Origin of the sequence: Chryseobacterium nepalense, from assembly GCF_023195755.1 — a bacterium.
In the GTDB taxonomy this organism is placed as follows: domain Bacteria; phylum Bacteroidota; class Bacteroidia; order Flavobacteriales; family Weeksellaceae; genus Chryseobacterium; species Chryseobacterium nepalense.
Window position 1 is genome coordinate 846,937 of sequence record NZ_CP096203.1, and the last position, 15,869, is coordinate 862,805.

Annotated in this window: 19 protein-coding genes; 11 read left to right on the forward strand and 8 right to left on the reverse strand. The window is 35.8% G+C overall.

Annotated features, from left to right (window positions below):
• Positions 1-20 precede the first annotated feature (20 nt).
• The 5 genes from M0D58_RS03615 to M0D58_RS03635 all read right to left on the reverse strand — a co-directional run bounded on the left by M0D58_RS03615 (position 21) and on the right by M0D58_RS03635 (position 3,988).
• Positions 21-683 (reverse strand): outer membrane protein, encoded by a 663-nt coding sequence (locus M0D58_RS03615; RefSeq protein WP_248393643.1) that lies wholly within the window; start codon positions 681-683, stop codon positions 21-23.
• Between the two features lie 78 nt (positions 684-761).
• Positions 762-1,379, reverse strand: coding sequence for an outer membrane beta-barrel protein (locus tag M0D58_RS03620; RefSeq protein WP_248393644.1), 618 nt, complete (start codon positions 1,377-1,379; stop codon positions 762-764).
• A gap of 212 nt (positions 1,380-1,591) precedes the next feature.
• Positions 1,592-2,095: a hypothetical protein gene (locus tag M0D58_RS03625; protein ID WP_248393645.1), complete on the reverse strand. Its 504-nt coding sequence runs from the start codon at positions 2,093-2,095 to the stop codon at positions 1,592-1,594.
• A 121-nt stretch (positions 2,096-2,216) separates the two neighbouring features.
• Positions 2,217-2,879 carry a porin family protein gene (locus M0D58_RS03630; RefSeq protein WP_248393646.1) on the reverse strand — a complete coding sequence of 221 codons (663 nt, stop codon included), beginning with the start codon at positions 2,877-2,879 and terminating at the stop codon, positions 2,217-2,219.
• Between the two features lie 149 nt (positions 2,880-3,028).
• On the reverse strand, positions 3,029-3,988 hold the full coding sequence (locus tag M0D58_RS03635; protein WP_248393647.1) for a PhoH family protein: 960 nt from the start codon (positions 3,986-3,988) through the stop codon (positions 3,029-3,031).
• A 135-nt stretch (positions 3,989-4,123) separates the two neighbouring features.
• Here M0D58_RS03635 and M0D58_RS03640 point away from each other — a divergent pair, with 135 nt between their 5' ends.
• From M0D58_RS03640 to rplI, 7 genes are all read left to right on the forward strand, one after another.
• A complete protein-coding gene (locus tag M0D58_RS03640) occupies positions 4,124-4,951 on the forward strand; it encodes an SAM hydrolase/SAM-dependent halogenase family protein (RefSeq protein WP_248393648.1) in 828 nt (275 codons plus the stop codon).
• Between the two features lie 63 nt (positions 4,952-5,014).
• Positions 5,015-6,328: a dihydrolipoamide acetyltransferase family protein gene (locus M0D58_RS03645; protein WP_248393649.1), complete on the forward strand. Its 1,314-nt coding sequence runs from the start codon at positions 5,015-5,017 to the stop codon at positions 6,326-6,328.
• A 187-nt stretch (positions 6,329-6,515) separates the two neighbouring features.
• Complete coding sequence (locus M0D58_RS03650; protein ID WP_248393650.1) at positions 6,516-7,139, forward strand: hypothetical protein; 624 nt, start codon at positions 6,516-6,518, stop codon at positions 7,137-7,139.
• Between the two features lie 37 nt (positions 7,140-7,176).
• On the forward strand, positions 7,177-8,532 hold the full coding sequence (locus tag M0D58_RS03655) for a chloride channel protein (protein WP_248393651.1): 1,356 nt from the start codon (positions 7,177-7,179) through the stop codon (positions 8,530-8,532).
• A 360-nt stretch (positions 8,533-8,892) separates the two neighbouring features.
• Positions 8,893-9,234: a 30S ribosomal protein S6 gene (gene rpsF, locus M0D58_RS03660; protein WP_066434819.1), complete on the forward strand. Its 342-nt coding sequence runs from the start codon at positions 8,893-8,895 to the stop codon at positions 9,232-9,234.
• A 31-nt stretch (positions 9,235-9,265) separates the two neighbouring features.
• Positions 9,266-9,568, forward strand: coding sequence for a 30S ribosomal protein S18 (gene rpsR, locus M0D58_RS03665; RefSeq protein ID WP_002979091.1), 303 nt, complete (start codon positions 9,266-9,268; stop codon positions 9,566-9,568).
• 156 nt (positions 9,569-9,724) lie between these two features.
• Positions 9,725-10,225, forward strand: coding sequence for a 50S ribosomal protein L9 (gene rplI / locus M0D58_RS03670; protein ID WP_169230733.1), 501 nt, complete (start codon positions 9,725-9,727; stop codon positions 10,223-10,225).
• A gap of 83 nt (positions 10,226-10,308) precedes the next feature.
• Here rplI and M0D58_RS03675 read toward each other — a convergent pair whose 3' ends face one another.
• Positions 10,309-10,878, reverse strand: coding sequence for a thioredoxin family protein (locus M0D58_RS03675; RefSeq protein ID WP_248393652.1), 570 nt, complete (start codon positions 10,876-10,878; stop codon positions 10,309-10,311).
• Positions 10,879-10,957: 79 nt separating this feature from the next.
• On the opposite strand from M0D58_RS03675, the gene M0D58_RS03680 reads away from it, so the two are divergent.
• From M0D58_RS03680 to M0D58_RS03695, 4 genes are read left to right on the forward strand one after another with little or no spacing between them, the layout of a single operon-like run.
• A complete protein-coding gene (locus M0D58_RS03680; protein WP_248393653.1) occupies positions 10,958-11,842 on the forward strand; it encodes a lysophospholipid acyltransferase family protein in 885 nt (294 codons plus the stop codon).
• A gap of 6 nt (positions 11,843-11,848) precedes the next feature.
• Positions 11,849-12,820: a glycosyltransferase family 2 protein gene (locus tag M0D58_RS03685; RefSeq protein ID WP_248393654.1), complete on the forward strand. Its 972-nt coding sequence runs from the start codon at positions 11,849-11,851 to the stop codon at positions 12,818-12,820.
• A complete protein-coding gene (locus M0D58_RS03690; RefSeq protein WP_248393655.1) occupies positions 12,817-13,422 on the forward strand; it encodes a hypothetical protein in 606 nt (201 codons plus the stop codon). The genes M0D58_RS03685 and M0D58_RS03690 overlap by 4 nt, the downstream gene beginning before the upstream one ends.
• 5 nt (positions 13,423-13,427) lie before the next feature.
• Positions 13,428-13,982 (forward strand): 3'-5' exonuclease, encoded by a 555-nt coding sequence (locus M0D58_RS03695; RefSeq protein ID WP_248393656.1) that lies wholly within the window; start codon positions 13,428-13,430, stop codon positions 13,980-13,982.
• A 64-nt stretch (positions 13,983-14,046) separates the two neighbouring features.
• On the opposite strand, the gene apaG is transcribed toward M0D58_RS03695, so the two are convergent.
• Positions 14,047-14,436 carry a Co2+/Mg2+ efflux protein ApaG gene (gene apaG, locus M0D58_RS03700; protein WP_248393657.1) on the reverse strand — a complete coding sequence of 130 codons (390 nt, stop codon included), beginning with the start codon at positions 14,434-14,436 and terminating at the stop codon, positions 14,047-14,049.
• Between the two features lie 82 nt (positions 14,437-14,518).
• Entirely contained in the window at positions 14,519-15,784 is a 1,266-nt protein-coding gene (odhB, locus tag M0D58_RS03705; protein WP_248393658.1) for a 2-oxoglutarate dehydrogenase complex dihydrolipoyllysine-residue succinyltransferase, read from the reverse strand.
• Positions 15,785-15,869 lie beyond the last annotated feature (85 nt).

The window sequence follows — 15,869 nt, forward strand, 5'->3', positions numbered from 1 at the left end:
TTATGTTTAGTTTTATTTTATTATTTAGCAAAAACATATTTTACTCCGAAAGTAACCGAAGATAAATTTAAACCGAAATTGAATGTATCAGTTCCATTTTCCTGATCTTTAATCTTCATGTTTTTATACCCAAACTCTCCGATGGTAGCTTCAATCGTCCAGTTTTTATTGATGAAATAATCCAGTCCGGGTTTCACATTTACACCGAAGGAAGTATATTTTTGTTCGATATTTATACTTTGAAAATAGGTATATCCATTCATATCAAAATAATTTAATTGTAGATTTGCCGTACGTTTTCCAATTTCTACAGGAATTTCAAGTTGTCCGAAAATATATAAATTATCCGAAAGTGTCCAGTATTTTCTGATGAATGGTCTCGCTGTAAAAGCATTTGCTTTAATGGTCGACTGCAGGGTTTCAACACCAAACCCGAGATTATTGACATCCGTATTTTCTGCTTTGCTGCCAGTATAGCCTATTCCCGTACCTATTGCCAAATTAGGGGCAATGAAAACACCTACTGTAGGAATGACACTGAAATTCTGACTTTTATTTTCTGTATTATTGTCTTTATTTTGAGAAAAACCTGCCTGACCGGACAGATAAAGCGTCCCCGTTTTGATCTGGGCATTAGAAAGACCGAAAAGCATAACAGTTCCGGCTAAGAGTAATTTTTTCATGGTAATTTAGTAATGAATATATGTAGAAAAAGCCCTAAGCAAAAAACTTAGGACTTTAGATTATATGTGTTTTGTTTATTATTTAGCAAAAACATATTTAACACCGAAAGTAACTGAAGATAAGTTTAATCCGAAGTTAAAGTTATCAGTGCTTTTGTCAAGATCTTTGTACTTGAAGTTGTTGTATCCGAATTCTCCGATAGTAGCTTCGATAGACCAGTTTTTGTTTAAGAAATAATCTAAACCTGGTTTTACGTTTACTCCGATTGAAGTGAATTTAGATTCAGTATTGAACTGAGATGCTGTACCGCTGTATTCAGCTTTATCTTTACCAAACGCCATTGGAACTTCCAATTGACCGAAGATGTATAATTTCTCACCTACAGTCCAGTATTTTCTTACGAATGGAGCTACTACAAACGCATCAGTGGAAAGTTTAGTTTCAACATTAGTCAACGCACTTGTTGTAGTGTTAGAAGTGTTTGCATACCCTACACCTAAACCAACAGCAACATTATTTCCAACGAAATATCCAACAGTAGGTACAATAGTGAAATCTTCTACTTTAGAATCTGTATTGTTATCCTGAGTTGAAGAATAACCTACCTGTCCTGATAAGTATGTAGTTCCTTTAGCGATCTGAGCATTAGATAAACCGAAAAGTGCAATAGCACCTGCTAATAATACTTTTTTCATTTTTTTTAAAAATTTAATACTTTCTGACGGCAAATTTACAGTGGTACACGCTAATATTAAAATTTGTTAATGTGATTAATATCATTGCTTGTTTTTGGCTTTTTACAGCTATAAATCGTATTAAAAGAATGGAGTTGAAGTTTTCACAATTATATGAATAAAAAAACTCCAATTTTTCAATTGGAGTTAAATATGATTGATTTAAAAAAAATTTATCTCAGGAAAAAATTCGCTCCGAAGTTAATAGCTCCGAAGTTGAATCTGTCATTCCCCCTCCAGTAAGGATCTTTATATTTGCTACCGATATTCTGGAATCCAAGATACAATTCTGTATTTTTCATTTGATATCCTACTCTCGGTGCTACATACAATCCACTATTGATATAATTCTTTGTAGAGATCGCTGCTCCTAGATCCAATCCTACAAAAAGAGGAATTTTATTAAAGGTATATTTTCCGGAAGCTGCAATCGGGATAAAACCGAAATCATCAACATTGTCTTTCCCGAAAAAATGAGAATATCCTGTAGTAGCACCAATATCCAGACCTTTCGTAATATTCCACATGTACGCTGCGTCTATACCGATTGTTACACTTGCCGCATCTGCAGCGTCACCAAGCGGAGCACCAATATGTCCCCCAAGTCTGAAACCTTCCTGCGCCTGCGCAACACCACCTAAAAGTGCAAAAGCACCCAGTAATAATAGTTTTTTCATTTTAATAAGTTTAAATATTTAATATTTGAATAATTATTCACTGAAAAATGTGGTATGTTAAAACCATAAAAAAGCGGAACAAATTTTGTACCGCTTTATATTTTTAAGTAAATAATTTTTCTTAGTTACCTCCGAATTTGAAACCTACACCTATTTGTGCAAAGCTATTGGTAACTTTACCTCCGCTTCCGTCATTAGATAAATTTGAAACACCAAGGCTGTATCTTGCATCAAAGAATAATCCGTTTTCCAACATGTATTCTACACCTACGAACGGAGCAATATTTAATTTTTTGATATCGTCTTTAATGTCTACTTCACCGCTATCTCCTTCCACTTCTACATTCATGAAGTCAGACCCGATTACTGTTTTCTGTTTAGCGCTAAAAATAACTCCGAAGTTTGCACCAGCTGCAACTGAAAATCCTTCTGTTATGAAATATTTTGCTGAAACAGGTACCAAAAGAGTTCCCAGATTAACCTCTGTTTTTTCTCCAACATACATAATACCAACATTTACACCGTCAATCTTTTCCTTACCTCCTAGTGGTGAGTATAAAACTTCTGCTTGAAAACCGAAGTTATCATTGATCTTATATTCTGCCATACCACCAATGTAAAAAGTGTATTTAGGATCCATGTTTCTTTTTCCTAAATCATCCTGATTCTGATCAATTTTAAGTGTAGACATTGCAAAACCGGCTTTAGGACCAAACCTGAATTCCTGAGCTTTTGCGCTCATCCCGATAACAGCAACTGCTGTCAGAAGTAAAAATTTCTTCATTTCGTTAATAGTTTTTAAAGTAATTCGGGGCAAAAATACTCTTTTTTTTTAAAATTCCAACATTTGTGAATTTTATTTTAAATCAAAAAAAATACAGGAAATATAACTTCCTGTATTATAATATTTTGATTAAATAATTTTCCAGTTACTTAGTCGTTTCTCTGTCTTTTTTCTTCATCATTGTAGGCTAAAATAATCTTTTTAACCACCGGATGCCTTACCACATCTTCTTCCGTAAGATGCACAAATCCTATTTCTTTTACTCCTTTCAGAATACGCATTGCTTCTTTTAGGCCAGACTGTTGCTTTGGCGGAAGGTCAACCTGGCTTGGATCTCCCGTAATGATGAATTTTGCATTCATTCCCATTCTGGTTAAAAACATTTTCATCTGAGAATGCGTGGTATTCTGAGCTTCATCCAGAATCACAAACGCATCGTCAAGCGTTCTCCCTCTCATAAATGCCAAAGGAGCAACCTCAATTACTTTTTTCTCAATAAATCCTTCCAGTTTTTCGTGAGGAATCATATCCCGGAGTGCATCATATAAAGGCTGTAAATACGGATCCAGCTTTTCCTTAAGATCTCCCGGCAGGAAACCAAGGCTCTCCCCCGCTTCCACTGCAGGCCTTGTAAGAACAATTCTTTTAACGGTCTTATCTCTCAACGCTTTTGCAGCCAATGCAACACTGGTATACGTTTTACCTGTTCCCGCCGGTCCGATTGCAAAAACCATATCTTTTTTTTCGGTTTCTTTCACCAGTTTTTTAAGATTGGTGGTTTTGGCCTTAATGATTTTTCCGTTTACCCCTTTTACGATGATATCCTGATCGAAAACAAGCTGTTTTTCGTTTTCATCTTTTATATTGAGAATATTTTCAACATCTTTCAGGGTTATAGAATTATTTTTTGAAATATAATTTACTATGTCATCCAGTTTCTGCTTAAAAATATCAAGCGCTTCCTGATTTCCCATGGCGAAGATAAAGTGATCTCTCCCGGTGATTTTAAGGTTCGGAAATGTTGATTTTATTAAATTGAAATATTGGTTATTAACTCCATAGAAGATTTTCGCATCGATATCCTCCAAATCATATGTTAATTCAAACATGCAGTATCTTTATTAATTTTAGATTTTAAATGTAAAGCTTTTTTCGGAAATTTATATCAAATTCTTTTCCACAATCATTCGGGCATTCTTTTTATTTTAAATAAATTTGCATTTCTACTATTCTATAAACAATCAATGTCAATTATTACACTTACTTCAGATTTCGGAAATTTGGATTACAGAGTTGCCGCTGTAAAAGGCAGTATACTTTCTCTGAATCAGAAAGTTAATATTATTGATATTACCCATGATATCCAGGCTTTCAACCTTGTACAGACATCGTACATCGTGAGAAATGCATACAAACACTTTCCGAAAAACACGGTCCACATCATTTCTGTAGACAGTTTTCACAACAAATCGAGAAAAAATATACTTTATAAATCAGACGGACATTATTTTATTGCTGCTGACAACGGGCTTTTAAGTCTTGTTTTTTTTGATATCAAACCTGAAGCAATTTATGAAATCACTTTAAATAACAGATTTGATGATATTGTTAACTTTACATCAACTGATGTTTTTGTTCCTGCAGCAGTACATCTTGCCAATGGCGGACTGCCGGAAGTCATCGGTAGAAAGATTGATTCTGCCAAACAGCTTCTTTTTCCGAAACCTGTTTTCAATGAATCTGAAAAAATGATTATCGGGGAAGTTACCTATATTGATAATTTCGGAAATATAATATCAAATATTAGCAAAGATTTTTTTGAAAGTTCAGGAAAAGGATATGAAAATTTCACGATAAAATTCAGAAATTTAAGTCTTTCACGTATATTTTTAAGTCATACGGAGGTGGTTTCGGATTGGGAAAGAGAGACAGAATTTCACGGGCAATCTGCAGCAATTTTCAATGACAGCCAGCTTTTGGAGTTAACCATCTACAAAGGAAGCAAGAAAAACGGCGCCAAGTCTTTGTTCGGACTAAATGTAGGAGAGAATATTTACATTGAATTTTTCTAAAATTTAATATTTCATAAAAAAATCGATTTTTTTTATATATTTGTCAAAATCTAAAAATTAAAAATGGCAGAGTACAAATTATTGCTTCCTTCCATGGGAGAAGGTGTGATGGAAGCCACCATTATCACCTGGTTATTCAACGAAGGAGATCATGTGAAAGAAGATGATTCCGTAGTGGAGATTGCAACTGACAAAGTAGATTCAGACGTTCCGACACCAGTTTCGGGGAAAATCGTTAAGATTTTAAAACAGAAAGACGAGGTTGCAAAAGTAGGCGAAGCTATTGCTATTTTAGAAATTGAAGGAGAAGGAAGTGCTCCTGCTTCTGAAGAAACAACTGCAGAAACTCAGGCTTCTGCTCCGGATGCCGAAACTTTAAAAACGATAGAAGAACCGTTAAAAGTATCTGCTTCCACAGAATTTTCGGGAGACCTTTATCTTTCCCCACTTGTAAAATCAATTGCACAACAGGAAAATATTTCTGAAGCCGAACTGAAATCCATCAATGGAAGTGGTCTGGAAGGAAGAATTACCAAAGAAGATATTTTAGCATACGTTAAAAACAGAGGCAATCAGCCTGTTCCACAAGCTGCACCGGCACAACAGACCGCTCCGGCTGCAAAACCTGTGGCGACATCTGCTCCTGCTTCCACAATCACGGCTGCTGCCGGTGACGAAATCATTCCGATGGACAGAATGAGAAAGATCATTGCCGAAAACATGGTGAAAGCCAAACAAATTGCTCCACACGTAACTTCTTTCATCGAAACAGACGTAACCAACGTTGTAAAATGGAGAAATAAAAATAAATCCCTCTTTGAAAAACGTGAAGGTGAAAAGCTTACTTTCATGCCGATTTTCGTAAGAGCGGTGGTAAAAGCCATTCAGGATTTCCCGATGATCAACGTTTCTATTAATGGTGAAAACATCATTAAAAAGAAAAATATCAATATTGGTATGGCAACCGCTTTACCGGACGGAAACCTTATTGTTCCGGTAATTAAAAATGCAGACCAGTTATCTCTTTCAGGACTGGCAAAAGCAATTAATGATCTGGCGTACAGAGCAAGAAATAAAAAATTAAGACCTGAAGATACTCAGGGCGCAACATATACTATCTCCAACGTAGGAAGTTTCGGAAACCTTATGGGAACTCCAATTATCCCTCAGCCGCAGGTAGCTATTTTAGCAATCGGGGCAATCGTTAAAAAACCGGCTGTTCTTGAAACGCCTGACGGAGACGTGATTGCAATCAGAAACTTAATGTTCATGTCTCACTCTTACGATCACAGAGTGGTAGACGGTTCTCTTGGAGGAATGATGCTGAAGCATGTTCATGACTACCTTGAAAACTGGGATCTGAACACAGAAATATAAGTAATGAGTAATTGGTAATTAATAATTAAACTTAATATTCATTAAATTAATTAAGATGATAAGTTCTAAATGATGTAATTGTCTTGTTGAGCTTATCGAAACATCTTTACCATACAAACCTTCGGACTTTTCCGAAGGTTTTTTTACTATCTCGAATAAATTATATCTTTAAAAGAAATTCATTGCAATGGAAATTGATTTTAGAAAACTTGATGTCAAAAAACTTTTTGATTTTTCAAAAGAAGAAGAAAACTTGATTTTTCAAGTATATGATCAACTATTCGAGATCTATGATATAGCTGTTATTGATATCAAAGACTCACCATTTCATGAATTTGATTCCGGTAAGGAAATACCGATTTTCATACCCAGAATATGCTACTTTATTACGGATAAAAATAAAGAGCATTCTTTTTATCTTTTAATTGTTAACAAAATCGAAAAATCAGTACAAGGCCGTCGTTTACCTGCTCAGACAGAAACTTTACAAATTTGGGGAATGAAATCACTAGAAGGTAATTTGGGCTATATTTCAATCAATAAAAAGAAGTGGGCAGACAGAATCGCGGGAATGTTCAGCAGCTTTAATATCAACTTTAAAGATAATTCATTCAGTAACTTTTATGTTTTAGGAAGTGATAAATATAAAGCCATGGCTTTTTTGGACGCAAAAAGAAAGGAAATAATAAAATCTTTTCCTGATGAAGATTTTAAGCTGGAAATTAAAAACAATATTTTATGTTTCGGACTTCCTAAAAATCTTTCTGTTGAAAAAAGTATAATTATTGCAGAATTTTTAAACCAAATATAATTTCTGTACTTTTATACTGATCATCCAAATGTAGAGAATGCTGAAAATTTTATCCCTAATCCGAAGATCATTAAAAAAGTCCTTCGACAATATTCACAACGAACAGCTAAAGCATAATCTTTTGCAGGCCATACCATTTTGGATAGGTTCCGTGATCACAGGCTTTGTAGCTGTTATGTATGCTAAAATCTTTGCATGGGGAGAACATCTTCTGAATTATATCCTGAACTGGCATTTGTGGATGATTTTCATTATTGCTCCCATCGGTTTTGTATTGTCGTGGTGGCTGGTGAAAGAATTCGCTCCGTATGCAAAAGGCAGCGGAATCCCTCAGGTAATGGCCGCGGTAGAGCTTGCCAATCCGAAAGAGCACAAAAAAATAAGAAGTTTATTAAGCTTAAAGATCATTGTCTTTAAAATACTTTCATCCGTAGTTCTGGTGATCGGGGGCGGTGCAGTTGGCCGGGAAGGCCCCACCATTCAGGTTGCAGGTTCTGTTTTCAGAAAAGTGAACGAATATCTTCCGGATTGGTGGCCTAAGATTTCCAAGAAAAATATGATCATGACAGGTGCTGCCGCCGGACTTGCCGCAGCTTTCAACACCCCTCTCGGCGGAATTGTTTTTGCGGTGGAAGAACTTTCGAAAACCCACATCAACTACTTTAAAACTGCTTTATTTACAGCGGTGATCATTGCAGGTCTTACGGCACAGACACTGGCCGGATCTTATTTATATTTAGGCTATCCGAAGACTAATGATGTTTCATTAATGGTCATGTTCCCGATCATGCTTGTTGCCGGAGTTGCCGGAATTCTCGCAAGTCAGCTTTCGGTAATCATGCTTAAAATTACGGACTGGAAAAAGAGAAAACTGAAAACCGACAGAGCAAATGTTGTCTTTCTTGTGATCTCGGCATTGCTTATAGCATCCGTCGCCTACTTTATCAACCGCGAAATTCTGGGTTCCGGAAAAGAAATCATGGAACGTATTCTATATACCGATGAAAAACACGAAGACTGGTATGTTCCTGTTTTACGGATGTTCGGTCCGGCACTATCTTTTACTTCCGGCGGTGCGGGAGGAATTTTTGCGCCTGCCTTAACGGCCGGAGCTACGGTTGGCTCCGTAATTTCAGGATTTATTGATCTGAGCCCGAATGAAACTAATGTCGTGGTTCTCGGAGGGATGGTCGCCTTTTTAACAGGGATTACAAGAGCTCCGTTTACATCAGCCATTATTGTTCTGGAAATGACCGACAGACATTCGTTAATATTTCATCTGATGCTTGCCGGAATGATTTCTTCCATTGCCTCAATTCTTGTCAGCAGGCATTCTCTGTATGATCTTATTAAAGTTGGTTTTTTGGAAGAAATACGGAAAGAGAAAAATTAATTGTTTATTTTAATCTAAATAATAGTGCTAAAATTTCCGGAATGAAATCTGCCAGATGGTCTTGAAAATTTGAAAAATGTTGTCGCAAATATTTAAACGCTGTCATTTCCTAGCCCCGATCGACGGCATGTCTGAGCTCTTTCCAATGGTTTCGGCTGCGGCTTCGCCGCCGCCGAAACCATTGGAAAAGCGAGTAGAGAGAGCGGGAAAAAGCTCCTTATACAAAGGAATATATTTTTGCCAGGTAAACCTTATGGTTTGCCTTACCAATATTTTAACAAAATTCCTCGGCTTTATTGTTTATTACAAATATATTCCCTACTTTTGCACCTCGAAATAATTAACAAATTTTTTAACATTATGAACAATTACGAAACTGTTTTCATTTTAACTCCCGTTCTATCTGAAGCTCAGGTGGAGGAAGCAGTGAACAAGTATGTAGATCTTATCAAAGAAAAGAACTGCGAAATCGTTGCTAAAGAAAACTGGGGATTAAAAAAATTAGCTTACCCGATCCAATTGAAAAAGAACGGATTTTACACTTTAATTGAATTTAAAGGTGAAGGTTCTGTAGTAGCTGATCTAGAATTAGCATTCAAGCGTGACGAGAGAGTAATCCGTTACCTTACTACAAAACTAGACAAACATGCTGTTGACTACGCTGTAACTAGAAGAGCAAAAGTAAAAGCAGCTAAAGCTTAATTATTAACCCTATTTTTTAAAAAGACAAGACATGGCAATAGACGAAATGGCTAAACAAGCCTCAGCTGGAGGAGAATCTGAAGTAAAATTCCTTACTCCGCTTGATATCAATACAAAATCTGAAAAGAAATATTGTAGATTCAAAAAATACGGAATTAAGCACGTTGATTACAAAGATGCTGATTTCTTATTACAGTTCGTAAACGAACAAGGTAAAATCTTACCAAGAAGATACACTGGAACTTCTTTAAAATACCAAAGAAAAGTTTCTGCTGCAATCAAAAGAGCAAGACACCTTGCGTTACTACCATACGTAGCTGACTTATTGAAATAAAAAAAATTGCAATTAGCCATTAGCGTTAGCTTTTGGCTTTTTGTTGCTGAATAAATAATTAATTCTAACTTGATTTTAGATAATAGATTTAAGGTTTGAGACAAAATGTCTAACATCTGATTTCTAAATTCTAACATCTAAAAAAGGACAACAACAATGGACATTATCCTAAAAAAAGACGTAGAAAATTTAGGTCTTGAATTCGACACTGTAAGCGTAAAGCCAGGTTATGCTAGAAACTTCTTAATTCCTCAGGGATACGCACTTTTAGCAACTCCTAAAAATAAAGCAGCTCTTGAAGCTACTTTGGAAGCAAGAAAAGAAGAAGAAGCTAAGTTAATCGCTGCTGCAAACGCTGTAGTTGAACAATTGAAAAAAACTTCTATTACTATTCCTGCAAAAGTAGGTTCTGGTGATAAATTATTCGGATCTATCAACAATGCAGATCTTTCTGCAGCTCTTGGAAAAGCAGGAGTTTCTGTAGAGAAGAAATACATCAAAATCCCAGGAAATACAATCAAGAGAACTGGTAAAGTAACGGCTAACATCAGACTACACAGAAATGTAGAATACAATTTCGAATTCGATATCGTATCTGATGCTCCGGTAGAAGCTGCTCCTGCTAAAAAAGAAGAAGCAAAATCTGAAGAAGCTTAATCTACAAGACTTGTATAATACAAAACCACTTCAAATTGAAGTGGTTTTTTGTTTTGCTTAATAAATAAATTCGCGAGTTAAGTTTATGACTTTGGAGCCCATTGCTTAAAAAACTCTTTTACTTTTTCAAGGCTGTACCCTTTACCTTCTTCCAACACGTCACTCTGCTGAACATGGATCATTTTGCCGTTTTTATCCAGAATAATGAACACAGGATAACCGAATTTTTCGCCGGGATTTCCATAGGCTTCAAAAACTTTTTCATTTTTGTTGTCAGGGGAATAATTGAGGTGATAGTATTCGTAGTTCTTATCAACAATTGATTTCAGCTCCGGTGTTGTTTGTACAAACTGGTTGAATCTAAGACACCAGATACACCAGTTTCCGCCAGCCTGGATCATTATATTCTTTTTCTCTTTTTTTGCTTTAGCAATAAGGTTCTGAATATCTTTTTCAGCATCAGCTTTCGGATCATATGGCTTTGGTAATTTAGCCTTTTCTTCCGCAGCTTTCTTTTTAGCATCCAGTTCAGAATGATCTGGCTTTACCAACAATGACTTTTCATCATTTTTTCTTTCGTCTGCCGGCTTAATATTTTGAGAAAAGGCAAAAAAACTTAATCCCAAAAAACCTATTAGTGATAATTTTTTCATATTGTAAAATTAAAAAATTATGAGTATTTGCATGCAAAAATACAACCATATTTTTATTATCCGTAAATTTGCCTGTTTTATGAATTTTCTGATAAAAATATTAAACTTGATTTCCAAGCTTCCTCTGAAAATATTATATGTTTTTTCAGATATTATGTTCTTTCTGAATTATTATTTGGTAGGCTATCGGAAAAATGTAATTACTAAAAATCTTAAAAACTCCTTCCCCGAAAAATCTGAACAGGAAATAAAAGAAATAAGAAAAAAATTCTACCGTAATTTTTCTGATTATCTGGTAGAAACCATTAAATCTTTTGGTATTTCAGAAACGGAATCAAGAGTAAGGATGCAGCATATTAACCAGGAAGTTTTCCATGAAGCAAAACAAGAAGGGAAAAACATCATCTTATTGGCAGGGCATGTATTCAATTGGGAATGGATTAATGCTTTGGCGAAAATAATTCCGCAGGACCACTGCCATCCCGTGTATAGAAAAGTAAACAGTGATTTCTGGGAAAATCAGATGAAAAATGTCCGAAATAAATTCGGCAATGAAGCGCTTGAAGCAAAAGAAGTAATCCTTAATATTGTACGGTCCAGGAACGACGGAAGCTCGGCCTACATGTTTGTGGCGGACCAGACTCCGCATTTTGCCCATATCACCTATGGCTTGGAATTTCTTAATCAGAGAACTCCTGTTTTTACAGGCTACGACAGACTGGCAACGAAAATGGATCTTGCCTTCATTTATTGCGAGATGAAGAAGGTGAAACGCGGGTTCTATCAGGTCAATTACCACAGAATCTATCCGGATGGAGAAAAATTTGTTGAACATGAAGTAGTAAAAAAATTCCATAAATTACTGGAAAATACAATTAATAAACGTCCCGACAATTATCTCTGGTCTCATAGAAAGTGGAAATATCAGGATTCTATTAAAAATTTTGATTCTGAAAAAATTTAGTAACGAATGTCAAAAAAATTAGCGGTTGTCATATTAAACTGGAACGGAAAATCATGGCTGGAAAAATTTCTTCCGGACGTAGTTCGTTTCTCTCCTCAATCTGATATTTATGTGATCGACAATCTTTCAACAGATAATTCTATTGCTTTTTTACTGAACCATTTTCCAGAAGTAAAAGTTATTAAAAACGATAAAAATTACGGTTTCGCAGGCGGATATAATGAAGGTTTGAAGCATGTCGACAACGAAATATACTGTCTTCTCAATTCTGATGTTGAAGTGACTGAAAACTGGACAGGTCCTGCGATTGAATTGCTGGAAAAAAATCCCGATATAGCAGCGGTACAGCCGAAAATCTTGTCATACGACAGAAAAAATTATTTTGAATTTGCAGGTGCCGCAGGTGGACTGATTGATAATTTGGGATATCCATATTGCAGAGGAAGAGTTTTTGATGACATTGAGGAAGATCACGGACAATATAATGATGAAGCTGAAATTTTCTGGGCTTCGGGATGCTGCTTATTTATCCGTTCAAAAGATTTTTGGGAACAAAACGGTTTTGATGAACGCTTTTTTGCCCATCAGGAAGAAATTGATCTCTGCTGGAGATTAATTAATTCAGGAAAAAAGATTTTTTATACCGGAAAATCTGAAGTTTTTCACGTTGGTGGCGGAACATTGAATAAGCAAAGTGCAAAAAAAACGTTCCTTAATATGAGGAATAACCTTTTAATGCTTTTGAAAAATTTACCGTTTCCACAGTTAATTGCCGTAATATTTTCAAGGCTTTGTCTTGACGGATTCGCTGCTTTATATTTTGGTTACAAATACGGAATCTCTCATTTTTGGGCAGTAGGAAGAGCGCATTTTGCTTTTTATACTTATATTCCCGGAACATGGAAAAGGCGGAAGAAGAATCAGAAACATCAATTTTATCAATCCAAATGGTTGATTTTTAAACATTTTTTGAAATGAAAACAACTCCATTAGTCCTATTATTTTTACTTTTCTTTCAGCAGTCATTTTCGCAGAAAAATGCATGGTCTGCTATTGATAAAAGTTACAGCATTAAAACAATATCAGAAAAAAGTACGGAAATTTTGAAAGATACAGATCCTGTAAATGTTAAGATATTTTCATTTCGTGATATTGTTGATAATCTCGATCCTGAAAAAGAAAAACCGGCATCCGAGAAGAATTTGTCTTTTAAAGATATCCGTGATAAAGTTGATAAAAAAGGTAAAGTTAATTTCAAAAGAAATTCTGTTTATATGGTAAGGCTTAAAGAAGGCCTTAATGGTGGAAGGTTCCGGATTACCATCAATAAAAATGCTGACAAAAAAGCGGTAGAAAATTTAAATCAACACCTCACCGAAAAAATTACGCACGGAAGCATTTTAAAAGAGACCATTGATACACCGGAAAGTAAAAATATGACTACGGGATTTATTATTACGGTAAGTGATAATGATGGCGTTGATATTAATAGTTTAAAACAAAAATACAGCAATATTATTAGTGATATCACCAAAGTTGCCACGAACAAAAGCACACTCTTTTTTAAAATAACAACTTAGAAATTATGGATTTTTGTGCAATAGATTTTGAGACCGCTACGCACGAGAGAAATTCTGCATGTGAACTGGGAGTTTGTATCGTACAGGATTCAAAAATTATCGAAACCAGGACATGGCTCATTAAACCGCCGAGTTTCCCTTATTTTAATCCTTTTAATGTTGACGTACACGGAATTGTGGCAGACGACGTAAAAGACGCTCCTACTTTCGATGAAATCTGGTATGAAGTGGAAGAAATGATGTACGGAACTTTAATGATTGCACACAACGCAGGTTTTGACGCCGGTGTATTACGCGGTTGCCTGAATCATTACGGAATATTTACTCCAAAGCTGAATTATTTATGCAGCATTCAGCTGGCCAAAAAATCATGGAATTATTTACCGAGGTACGGACTGAAACATTTGGCAGAATATCATCAGTTAAGCTTTAACCATCATAGAGCGGGCGATGATGCAGAGGTGTGTGCAAAAATATCTTTACTGGCTTTTGAAAAGCTGTTTCTAAGCAGTAATGAGGAAATAAGTGATGTTATGAAATTAAAAATAAAAAAACTTTAATTTTTTAATTTCTATCGGCAACATGCAAATTCCAGAATAAAGAATAATTCCGTATTTGGGAATTTTAATTGCTTAAAACTTCTGATAGCAAATTAAATTTCGGAATATCAATTTCAAAATTTTCCTGGGTTTCCATATTTCTTACGAGGTATTTTCCACTCATATTTCCGACTCCGGAACGAAGCATTACATTGGAAAAATAGGCAAAATTTTCACTGACAGCAATTTCGGGTGTTAAGCCTATAACACCGTCTCCGATGATTTCCGTATAGCCGAATCCCACATCGAAAATCAGCCATTTTCGCTTTAAAATCTTTATCGGAAAGCTTCCGTCATTTTCGATCGTAATGTTATACTTGAAAACATATCTGTTTTCAGATGGATAACTGTTTTTGCTATCATATTCAGGTATTACTGAAACTTTGATATTGGAGGTCATTTTGGAGAACATCATCTTGGTATTTTCTTAAAATATACAAAAATCTCGCCCTTTTTGGGCGAGATTGAAATTTATATCTTATAATTTGTTTTTATACTTATAAGCCCAGGCCTTTTCTTTCGTCCCCGTTCATTAAAATTCCTACCGGATTGTCAATGGCTTCTTTTACCGCAACCAGGAATCCAACAGACTCTTTTCCATCGATAATTCTGTGGTCGTAAGACATTGCTACATACATCATTGGGCGGATAACCACCTGCCCGTCAACAGCTACTGGTCTTTGAATGATATTGTGCATTCCAAGAATTGCAGATTGCGGAGGATTAATAATCGGTGTTGACATCATTGAACCGAATGTACCACCATTGGTAATGGTAAAAGTACCCCCTGTCATTTCGTCAACTGTAATTTTCCCATCTCTTACTTTTGTAGCAAGATCTTTGATGTTCGCCTCAACACTGGCAAAAGACATGTTTTCCGCATTTCTCAATACAGGAACCATTAATCCTTTAGGACCTGAAACGGCAATTGAAATATCGCAGAAATCATAATTTACTTTGAAATCTCCGTCGATGGATGCATTAACGTCCGGGTACATTTGCAATGCTCTTGTAACCGCTTTTGTGAAGAAAGACATGAAACCAAGTCCAACACCGTGTCTCTGAGCAAATTCTTCTTTATATAATTTTCTTAATCTAAAGATTTCGGACATGTCAACTTCATTGAATGTTGTTAGCATCGCCGTCTCGTTCTTCACAGAAACTAATCTCTGTGCTATTTTTCTTCTAAGAACTGAAAGTTTTGTAGTAGTGGTAGATCTTGAACCTGTAGCGGTAACCGGGTTTCCTCCCAATGCAGGAACAGCAGCAAGTTCAGCATCTGATTTTGTGATTCTTCCATCTCTTCCGCTTCCTGAAACCTGTGCAGCGTCCATTCCTTTTTCATCAAGGATTTTTTTAGCTGCAGGAGACGGAGCGCCCGTTGCATAGGTTTGTGTTGCAGCAGCAGGTTGAGCAACAGGTTGTTGAACCGGTGCTTCCTGTTTAGCAGGCTCAGCAGCTTTTGGAGCTTCTTCCTGTTTTGGAGCTTCAGCAGCAGGAGCAGCACTTCCTGAAGGTTTTGCAGCATCCATATCGATTAAGCAAACCACTTGTCCTACCTGTACCACATCCCCTTCTTCAGCTTTTAAAGTAATTACACCGCTTTCTTCAGCAGGCAATTCCAGCGTTGCTTTGTCTGAATCTACCTCCGCGATGGGTTGATCTTTCTCTACATAATCACCATCTTTTACAAGCCAGGTTGCAATTTCAACTTCTGTAATTGATTCGCCCGGTGAAGGAACTTTCATTTCTAAAACTGACATATCGTATTTTTTATTTTTTTATTTATTATTTTTTTGACTTTATGAGAATAGATGATAGATTTTAGAATCTTAGCTTTATTCTTGT